This window comes from Bartonella queenslandensis AUST/NH15 (assembly GCF_000312585.1).
GTDB lineage: Bacteria > Pseudomonadota > Alphaproteobacteria > Rhizobiales > Rhizobiaceae > Bartonella > Bartonella queenslandensis_A.
In genome coordinates this window covers 1-217 of the sequence record NZ_HE998176.1, presented here as the reverse complement: position 1 = coordinate 217, position 217 = coordinate 1, and the positions used below count along the sequence as shown (strand labels likewise).

The following is a 217-nucleotide window of genomic DNA, read 5'->3' as shown; positions in this document are numbered from 1 at the left end:
TCACAAGAGGCAGTGACTTATATGAAAAATGTTTCACCTGGTAGTGAAGGTTATTTGAAAATACCAGAGAAGGTTAACCAGGATTTTTTAAAGCTTCAAAGTGCTTTAGATAAACGTTTTGGACAAAATGCCATTCATAAACAAGATTTTGATTTATCAAAAGTACTTCCTAAACAACAGTCTCATGATAAAGAACGCATAAAAGAGTTTCAGGCGG

Annotated in this window: 1 pseudogene; it reads left to right on the top strand. The window is 33.6% G+C overall.

Annotation, left to right across the window (positions count from 1 at the left end):
* Positions 1-21: 21 nt before the first annotated feature.
* Positions 22-217 (top strand): annotated as a pseudogene (locus tag BN338_RS09780) (type II toxin-antitoxin system protein adenylyltransferase VbhT); the annotation flags it as partial.